Origin of the sequence: Sphingopyxis sp. KK2, assembly GCF_001990265.1 — a bacterium.
Taxonomy (GTDB): Bacteria; Pseudomonadota; Alphaproteobacteria; order Sphingomonadales; family Sphingomonadaceae; genus Sphingopyxis.
The window spans coordinates 21,417-29,631 of the sequence record NZ_LYVN01000041.1 but is presented as its reverse complement, the minus strand read 5'-3'; the positions used below and the strand labels follow the sequence as shown (position 1 = coordinate 29,631).

The 8,215-nt window shown below is 65.6% G+C and carries 10 protein-coding genes; 2 read left to right on the top strand and 8 right to left on the bottom strand.

All coding sequences use genetic code 11. The features are described from left to right. Both mgtE and B1A78_RS09165 read left to right on the top strand, forming a co-directional pair. Positions 1-1,273: magnesium transporter (gene mgtE, locus B1A78_RS09170; protein ID WP_077146664.1), on the top strand; the 1,273-nt coding region annotated here is incomplete at its 5' end. A gap of 255 nt (positions 1,274-1,528) precedes the next feature. Further along, positions 1,529-1,624 (top strand): entericidin A/B family lipoprotein, encoded by a 96-nt coding sequence (locus tag B1A78_RS09165; RefSeq protein WP_372236871.1) that lies wholly within the window; start codon positions 1,529-1,531, stop codon positions 1,622-1,624. A 22-nt stretch (positions 1,625-1,646) separates the two neighbouring features. On the opposite strand, the gene tatC is transcribed toward B1A78_RS09165, so the two are convergent. From tatC to argS, 8 genes are all read right to left on the bottom strand, one after another. After that, entirely contained in the window at positions 1,647-2,453 is an 807-nt protein-coding gene (tatC, locus tag B1A78_RS09160; RefSeq protein ID WP_077146662.1) for a twin-arginine translocase subunit TatC, read from the bottom strand. Next, complete coding sequence (gene tatB, locus B1A78_RS09155) at positions 2,450-2,836, bottom strand: Sec-independent protein translocase protein TatB (RefSeq protein WP_077146661.1); 387 nt, start codon at positions 2,834-2,836, stop codon at positions 2,450-2,452. Before tatB ends, tatC begins: the two co-directional genes overlap by 4 nt. Positions 2,837-2,868: 32 nt before the next feature. Further along, on the bottom strand, positions 2,869-3,099 hold the full coding sequence (locus B1A78_RS09150; protein WP_077146660.1) for a twin-arginine translocase TatA/TatE family subunit: 231 nt from the start codon (positions 3,097-3,099) through the stop codon (positions 2,869-2,871). 45 nt (positions 3,100-3,144) lie between these two features. Then, positions 3,145-3,741 carry an SMC-Scp complex subunit ScpB gene (scpB, locus tag B1A78_RS09145; RefSeq protein WP_077146659.1) on the bottom strand — a complete coding sequence of 199 codons (597 nt, stop codon included), beginning with the start codon at positions 3,739-3,741 and terminating at the stop codon, positions 3,145-3,147. Then, on the bottom strand, positions 3,738-4,508 hold the full coding sequence (locus tag B1A78_RS09140) for a ScpA family protein (protein ID WP_077146658.1): 771 nt from the start codon (positions 4,506-4,508) through the stop codon (positions 3,738-3,740). Before B1A78_RS09140 ends, scpB begins: the two co-directional genes overlap by 4 nt. An 18-nt stretch (positions 4,509-4,526) precedes the next feature. Continuing rightward, entirely contained in the window at positions 4,527-5,534 is a 1,008-nt protein-coding gene (gene nagZ, locus B1A78_RS09135) for a beta-N-acetylhexosaminidase (RefSeq protein WP_077146657.1), read from the bottom strand. Positions 5,535-5,639: 105 nt separating this feature from the next. After that, positions 5,640-6,404: an SPOR domain-containing protein gene (locus tag B1A78_RS09130; protein WP_077146656.1), complete on the bottom strand. Its 765-nt coding sequence runs from the start codon at positions 6,402-6,404 to the stop codon at positions 5,640-5,642. Beyond that, on the bottom strand, positions 6,404-8,131 hold the full coding sequence (gene argS / locus B1A78_RS09125) for an arginine--tRNA ligase (RefSeq protein WP_077146655.1): 1,728 nt from the start codon (positions 8,129-8,131) through the stop codon (positions 6,404-6,406). Before argS ends, B1A78_RS09130 begins: the two co-directional genes overlap by 1 nt. Positions 8,132-8,215 lie beyond the last annotated feature (84 nt).

Sequence of the window (8,215 nt, the reverse complement as noted above, 5' to 3'; positions counted from 1 at the left end):
CGTCGGACGCCTGCATCCCGCCGATATCGCCGACCTTTTCGAACTCGCGCGCGCCGACGAGCGCCCGATGCTCGCCGCCGTCCTCGGCGACCTTCTCTCCGCCGACGTGCTCGCGGAAATGAACGATTATGTGCGCGAGGAGCTGATCGACCTCCTTGCGCCCGAACAGGTCGCCGAACTGGCGTCCGAGATGGATACCGACGACGCCGTCGCGATCATCGAGGACATGGAAGAGGACGAGCAGCAGGCCGTTCTCGAGGCGATGGAACCCGAGGATCGCGCCGCGATCCAGGACGCCCTCTCTTTCCCCGAAGAGACCGCCGGCCGCCTGATGCAGCGCGAGTTCGTCGCGGTGCCCGAACATGTCACCGTCGGCGACGTCATCGACCGGCTGCGCGAAGACACCGACCTGACCAGCGATTTCTGGGAAATCTTCGTCGTCGACCCGATGCACAAGCCGGTCGGCACCTGCCAGCTGAGCTGGATCCTGCGTACCCCGCGCGACATTGCGATCAGCGACGTGATGAAGCGCGAGCAGACGCTGATCCCGGTCGACATGGATCAGGAAGAGGTCGCGCTGCGCTTCCAGAAATATGCGCTGATCTCGGCGGCGGTCGTCGACCGGTCGGGGCGGCTGGTCGGCATGATCACGGTCGACGACGTCGTCCATATCATCCAGGAAGAAGCAGGCGAGGATATCCTGCGCCTGTCGGGCGCCGGCGACGGCGACATCAACGAACCGATCCGCGAGACCTATGTCGCGCGCGTGCGCTGGCTCGTTGCCAATCTCGGCACCGCGCTGCTCGCTTCGTCGATCGTCGGTTTTTTCGGCGGCGCGATCGAGCATATGGTCGCACTTGCGGCGCTGATGCCGATCGTCGCGGGTGTCGGCGGCAATGCGGGCACCCAGACGTTGGCGGTGACCGTCCGCGCGCTCGCGATGAATCAGCTCACCGATTCGAACAGCTGGCGCGCGGTGTTCCGCGAAGTGAAGATCGCACTGCTCAACGGCGGCACGATCGCGCTGATCGCCGGGACCGCGACCGCGCTGTGGTTCGGAAACCCTCAGCTCGGCGGCGTCATCGCCGCGGCGATGATCGTGAACATCTTCGTCGCCGGGGTCGCGGGGGTCGCGATCCCGCTGCTGCTCGACCGGCTCGATCAGGATCCCGCAGTCGCGAGTTCGGTTTTCGTCACCATGACCACTGATTCCATGGGTTTTCTCGCGTTCCTCGGCCTCGCGGTGGCCAGCGGACTCACCACGCTGAACTGACAAGGCGCTGAAATCGCAAGCGATTCAAAAGAATCGAAAAAAATTTCATCGCAGGCACTTTTTTCGGGAACTTATCGCCGGCCCGATCCGTTTCCTATTCGAGCAGCGGTCATCGCCCCCCCGCAGCGCTGCTCAGCAACATTGGCCCGGTGCGTATTCCCTCCCCCCCCCCTCGAAGCGCGCCGGGCCATTTTGCACCCAATCCCGAAAAAGGTGAGAGATATGACGAGTTTTCGCGCAATCATTCTGGCGTTGATGGCAAGCTTTCTGGTCGCTGGCTGCAACACCGTTAAGGGTGCGGGCCGCGATATCGAGTCGGTCGGCAAGGCCGGCGAAGAGGTCATCAACTGACCCGGGCTTTCACCCGCTTACCCTAAACCTCCTCGAGAGGTTCGACAGGCGCCGTTTCGGCGCCTGTTTTGCGTCGGCGCTGGGTGAACCAGATCGCGAAGATCGAAATTTCGTAAAGCAGGATCAGCGGCACCGCGAGCAGGAACTGGCTGAGCACGTCGGGCGGCGTCGCCACCGCGGCGATCGCGAAGGCCGCAACGATCATGTAGCGTCGCGCCGAAATCAGCTGCGCGCGCGTCACGATGCCCGAGCGTTCGAGCAGCATCAGCAGGATCGGCAGCAGGAAGGCGATGCCGAAGGCCATCACGAACTGCATGATGAAGCTGAGATAATTGCCGACCGACGGCAGCGCTTCCTGCGTCACGCCCCCGACATTGCCCTGGAAACCGAGCAGGAATTTGAGCGCGAGCGGGATGGTGATGAAATAGGCGAAGCACGCGCCGATCGTGAACAGCACGGGCGTCGCGAAGAGGAAGGGCAGCAGTGCGCGCTTTTCCTGGCGGTAGAGGCCGGGCGCGACGAATTTCCACAACTGGTTGGCGATCACAGGGAAGGCGATCATCATCGCCGCGAACAGCGCGACCTTCACCTCGACGAAAAAGGCCTCGAAAAGCTGGGTATAGACGAGCTTGCCCTGCCCCGCCTTGACCAGCGGCTGGACGAGAACGGCAAAGATCGGGCGCGCGAAATAGAGGCAGACCCCGAAGGCGATACCGATCGCGACGAGCGACTTCAGCAAGCGCGTACGCAATTCGACGAGATGGTCGAGCAGCGGCATCTTGCCGCCGGCGCCATCCTCTTCAGCCGTCACAGGCCCTTCGACGCTCATGGCAGCGGGCCGTCCTTCGGCGGCACGGCGTGCGTTTCGGGGGTGGCGGGCGCGGTGGCAGCCGCCTGCTGGTCAGCTTCCTCGCTCGATTGTTCGGGGGGCAAGCTGGTCGCGGGGATCATCGGCGGCGACTGGTCGACGTCGGTACGCGGAAATTCGCGCATGATCGCCTCATTCTGTTCGCGCCACTTCTTTTCCAGTTCCTCAAGCTCGGCCTCGCGCATCATCGTGTCGAGGCCCGAGCGGAAATGGCGCGCCATGCCGCGCGCCTTGCCGACCCATTTGCCGACAAACCGCATTGCTTTCGGCAGGTCCTTGGGACCGATGACCACAAGGGCCACCACCACGACGAGCAACAGCTCGGTGGGCGCGATATCGAACATTTATGGACGTCCCCCCAGCCGGCGGTCGGCGATCAGAGCTTGTCCTTCTCGCTCGTCGGCGTCGCCATCGGCGTCGCGTCGGGCGAGCGCTGCCCTTCGAGATGCTTCACCGGCGGCAGCGATTCGTCATCCGCCATGCCCTTTTTGAAGCTTTTCAGACCCTTGGCGACGTCGCCCATCATATCCGAGAAGCGGCCCTTGCCGAACAGCAGAAGGACGATGAGACCCAGAACGAGCCAGTGAACCAGGCTGAAACCGCCCATGACAATTCTCCTTTGCGCCCCGAAGAGCGTTTGTTCATTTCCTAATTAGGCGTCTTCGCCGTCTTTTACTAGGTCCAGCTCGCCCATCGCTTCCTCGAAAGCGAGATCGACCGGATCGAGCAGACCCGCCGCGCGCAGATCTTCGATGCCCGGCAAATCCTTGCGGCTGCTAAGTCCGAAATGCTGCAAAAATGCGTCGGTCGTCTTGTAGATCAAAGGCCGCCCCGGAACCTCGCGGCGCCCCGCCGGCGCGATCCATTCGGCCTCCATCAGCACGTCGAGCGTGCCCTTCGACGTCTGCACGCCGCGGATCGCCTCGATCTCGGCGCGGCTGACCGGCTCGTGATAGGCGACGATCGCGAGCACTTCGGACGCGGCGCGCGACAATTTTCGCGGATCGTCGCGTTCGCGGCGCAACAGATGCGCCAAATCGGCCGGCGTCTGGAAATGCCAATGGCCGCCGCGTTCGACCAGTTCGATGCCGCTGCCCGCATGGCGCGCGGCGATCGCGTGAATCACCGCCTTGACCTCCGCGACCGGGATGTCGTCGGCGAAGCGCGCCGCGACCTGGCGCGCGTCGAGCGGCTCGTCGCTGGCGAACAGCATCGCCTCTATCGCGCGTTCGCGGTCGTCGATCGTCATGCTTGCGCGGCCCTCAGATACAGCGGTTCGAAAGCGCCCTCCTGCTTGAGATCGACGCGGCCCTGCCGCGCGAGTTCGAGCGCCGCGACGAAACTGGACGCGATCGCCGAGCGGCGCAAGGGGCCGTCATAATCGGGCGGCAGGAAATCGGCGAGCTCGGCCCAGTCGAGCTTGACCCCGATCAGCCGTTCGAGATGGTGGAGTGCGGCGTCGAGCGTGATGACCGGGCGGCGCGCCACCATATGGACGACGGGTTCGGTGCGCAGCTTGACCTGCCCATAGGCGGCCAACAGGTCGTAGAGGCTGGCATCCCAGCGCCGCAGCTTTACGTCGCGCAGCCCCTCGGGCCGAGGGCGAAGGAAGACGTCACGGCCGATACGATCGCGCGCGAGCAGCCGCGCCGCCGCCTCGCGCATCGCCGCCAGCCGCTGCAGCCGCAGTTGCAGGCGCAGTGCCAGTTCGTCGGGCGACGGGTCCTCGAGCGGGTCCTTTGGCAGCAGCAGCGCCGATTTGAGATAAGCAAGCCAGGCCGCCATCACGAGATAATCGGCCGCTACCTCCAGCTTCGCACGCATTTCGGTGATGAAGGCGAGATATTGCTCGACCAGCGCGAGGATCGAGATTTGCCGCAGGTCGACCTTCTGGCTGCGCGCCAGCGTCAGCAGCAGGTCGAGCGGACCTTCCCAGCTGTCGAGCGAAAGCTGGAGCGCGTCCTCGCGCTCCGCCGCGGTGGGCGCCACATCAAAGTCGAGCGGCAATTCCTCCATCGGCGGCTCAGACCTCCATCATGCCAGCGCCAACAGCGCGTCGCGCTGTTCGACGAGCATCGCAAACTGCCGCTCGTCGTGCATCCCCGCAATGCGGTCCATCGCGCCTTCGAGCCGCGCGCGTGACACGGTGCTGATCGGGTCGAGGCCGTCGGCGATGCCGATCATGTCGTCCATCTTGCCCCAGCAGTTGAGCGCGATGTCGCAGCCCGCGGCGATCGCCGCGACCGCGCGCGAGGGTACGTCGCCCGACAAAGCCTCCATGTCGAGGTCGTCGCTCATCAACAGGCCATGGAAGCCGATGCGCTGGCGGATCACGCTGTCGATCACCACCGGCGACAGCGTCGCGGGACGATCGGGGTCCCAGGCGGTGAAGACGACATGGCAGGTCATCGCGATCGCCGCGTCGCGCAACGCCGCAAAGGGGGCAAGGTCGGTCTGGAGATCGCGGTCGAGCGCGGTGACCACCGGCAGTTCCTTGTGCGAATCGAGCAGCGCGCGGCCATGGCCGGGGATATGTTTGACGATACCGACGACACCGCCGTCCTGCAGCCCGCTGAGGATCGCGCGGCCGAGTGCGGCGACGCGCATCGGCTCGCTGCCCAGCGCACGGTCGCCGATGACGTCGCTGGCGCCGGGCTGGCGCACGTCGAGCAAGGGCAGGCAATCGACGGTGATGCCGACCTCCGACAGCATCGAGGCGAGCGCCATCGCGTTGAGCCGCGCCGCTTCGATCGCGCTCGCCGGCGCCCGCTCGTACAGCATGTCGAAGGCAGCGCCGCTTGGGAAGTCGGGCCATACCGGCGATTTCATGCGCGCGACGCGCCCGCCCTCCTGGTCGATCAGGATCGGCAGATTGTCGCGGCCGTCGAGGTCGCGCAGCTCGTCGGTCAGCCGCTTGAGCTGCTCACGATTTTCGATGTTGCGTCCGAACAGGATATAGCCCGCTGGATCGCTGTCGCGAAAGAAGGCGCGCTCGTCGTCGGTCAGGGTCAGGCCGGACAGGCCGAAAATTGCAGGTATCATGCGTCAATCTCCATCGGCCGTCGTCCCCGCAAACGGCAACCAATAGGCAAATGATGGCACGGCAAGGTTACCGAACCAATGACCGCTGCGACAAGCCGGGCCGAATCAGCGAACGATGACGCAATTTTCGCCGGCAACGCGCAATTTCCCACACAAGCTCTGCGCGTTAGCGGCGCTGCCCGCCACCGCACGCAGGCGATAGACCTGGCCGCTATCGACCGTCGCCGGCGACACCGACTTGTTCAGCTCCGACAGATAAGCAAAGCGTTTGGTCAGGTTGGTCCAGGCCTTGGCCGCCGCTGCCTCGCTGCTGAACGCGCCGAGCTGGATCATCGCCGATCCCGACGGCGCCGGGGCCGCCTTGGCCGGCTCGGCGGTCTTGACCGAGGTCGCGGCGGGCTTGCCCTTTTCGGCGGCGGCGCGCGCGGCCTTGGCGGCTGCCACCTTGTCGGCTTCGGCCTTCTTCGCCGCCTTTGCCGCGGCCTCGCGTTCGGCGGGGCTTGCGGCCGGTTCTTCGGGCATGCGCGACGCATCGACCTTGCCCGAGGGTTCGGCGCCCTCGCTCGCGGCGAAGCTCGCGTCGCCCTCGCCCTCGAAGGTCTTGGCGGCGTCATTCTTGGGCGCGACCTTATAGTCGCCCTTTTGCGCGACGATCAGTTCGCCCTCGCCGCGCGCGCCGCCATTCTGGATCCACCAAAGGCCGCCGAGCACCGCGCCGATGAGCAGGAGCCCGCCGAGCACCATGACAAGCAACCGGGTCGGCGATACTTCGCCGTCGTCCTCATAATCGTCGGCAGCCTCGAGCCAGGGCAGGCGATCCTCGTCGTCGAGCCCCAGTCCGGCGTCCTGCCCCTTGCCCTCGTCGGCCATCAAAGCATCTCCTCGAGCGCGTCCACCCCCATCAAGTGGAGCCCGCCCCGGATAACCTGCCCGATTCCGTCGGCCAAATAAAGGCGGGTCGCGGTCAATTCGGGATCATTGTCGAGCACGATGCGCGCGGCCGGGTCGTCGTTGCCGAGATTATACCAGGCGTGGAAGGCGGCGGCGACATCGGCGAGGTAGAAAGCGATACGGTGCGGCTCGCGCGCGGCGGCCGCCGATTCGACGATGCGCGGGAACTGCGCGAGCAATTTGACGAGGCCAAGTTCGTGCGCACCGAGCCGCTCGGGCGCCGGCGCGGGCAGCACGATGCCCGCATCGGCGGCCTTTTTGCGCAAGCGCGAAATCCGGGCGTTGGCATATTGCAGATACCAGACGGGGTTGTCGCGCGACGCCTCGACCACCTTGGCGAAGTCGAAGTCCATCTGCGCATCGGCCTTGCGCGTCAGCATGGTGAAGCGCACCGCATCCTTGCCGACCTCGTCGACGACATCGGCGAGGGTGACGAAATTGCCGGCGCGCTTCGACATCTTGAACGGCTCGCCGTTCTTGAGCAACCGGACCATCTGGACGAGCTTGACGTCGAACTTCTTCTTGCCCCCGGTCATCGCGGCGACCGCAGCCTTGATCCGCTTGACCGTGCCGGCATGGTCGGCGCCCCAGATGTCGATCAGTTCGTCGGCACTCTCCGCTTTCTGGAAATGATAGGCGAGGTCGGCGCCGAAATAAGTCCAGCTGCCGTCGGACTTCTTGATCGGGCGATCCTGGTCGTCGCCGAACTTGGTCGAGCGGAACAGCGGCAACTCGACGGGCTCCCAATCCTCCGGGGTCTCGCCCTTCGGCGCTTCGAGCACGCCGTCATAGACGAGGTCGTGCGCGCGCAGCCATTGCTCGGCCTCGGCGGGCTTGCCCGCAGCCTGCAGTTCGGCTTCGGACGAGAAGAGATTGTGGTGGATGCCGAGCTTGGCGAGGTCGGCGCGGATCATGTCCATCATCGCGCTCACCGCCTCGGCACGGAACAGGCCGAGCCACGCGCTTTCGGGCGCACCGACGAAGCGGTCGCCATGTTCGGCCGCGAGCTTCTGCCCCACCGGGATCAGATAGTCGCCGGGATAGAGCCCCTCTGGCACCGCGCCGACATCCTCGCCGAGCGCCTCGCGGTAGCGCAGGTGCACCGAACGCGCGAGCACATCGACCTGCGCACCGGCATCGTTGACATAATATTCGCGGATCACCTTGTGCCCGACAAATTCGAGCAGCGCGGCGAGCGCGTCGCCGACGACCGCGCCGCGGCAATGGCCAACGTGCATCGGGCCGGTCGGGTTCGCCGAGACATATTCGACGTTGACCGTACGCCCCTGCCCCGTCGCCGAGCGGCCGTAATCGCCGGCGGCGGAATGGATGAGCGCGAGTTCGTCGCGCCAGCTGGCATCGACGAGGCGCAGGTTGATGAAGCCGGGCCCGGCGACGCTCGCCTCGGTCACCTCGTCCAGTGCACCCAGTTCGGCGACGAGCAGGTCGGCGAGCGCGCGCGGGTTCATGCCGGCGGACTTGGCGAGCACCATCGCGGCGTTGGTCGCGACATCGCCATGCGCCGGATCGCGCGGGGGTTCGACGCTGACCGAGGACCGGTCAAGGTCGGCGGGAAGCTCGCCGCGCGCGACGAGCGCATCGAGAGCGGTGCCGATATGGTCGGAAAAACGGCTGAACAGGGTCACGGGCTGGGCCTATCTTTGATCAAAGCACTTGGCGCGCGCCCTATAACAGCTTGGGCAACGCGAAAAGCCCTGCGTCGCCCCGAT

Coding starts and splice junctions, on each gene's coding strand:
- nagZ (WP_077146657.1), bottom strand. CDS start 5,534: ATGATACCTGCAATTTTCGGCCTGTCCGGCCTGACCCTGACCGACGAC.
- scpB (WP_077146659.1), bottom strand. CDS start 3,741: ATGACGATCGACGACCGCGAACGCGCGATAGAGGCGATGCTGTTCGCC.
- B1A78_RS09140 (WP_077146658.1), bottom strand. CDS start 4,508: ATGGAGGAATTGCCGCTCGACTTTGATGTGGCGCCCACCGCGGCGGAG.
- tatC (WP_077146662.1), bottom strand. CDS start 2,453: ATGAGCGTCGAAGGGCCTGTGACGGCTGAAGAGGATGGCGCCGGCGGC.
- B1A78_RS09165 (WP_372236871.1), top strand. CDS start 1,529: ATGGCAAGCTTTCTGGTCGCTGGCTGCAACACCGTTAAGGGTGCGGGC.
- B1A78_RS09150 (WP_077146660.1), bottom strand. CDS start 3,099: ATGGGCGGTTTCAGCCTGGTTCACTGGCTCGTTCTGGGTCTCATCGTC.
- tatB (WP_077146661.1), bottom strand. CDS start 2,836: ATGTTCGATATCGCGCCCACCGAGCTGTTGCTCGTCGTGGTGGTGGCC.
- B1A78_RS09130 (WP_077146656.1), bottom strand. CDS start 6,404: ATGGCCGACGAGGGCAAGGGGCAGGACGCCGGACTGGGGCTCGACGAC.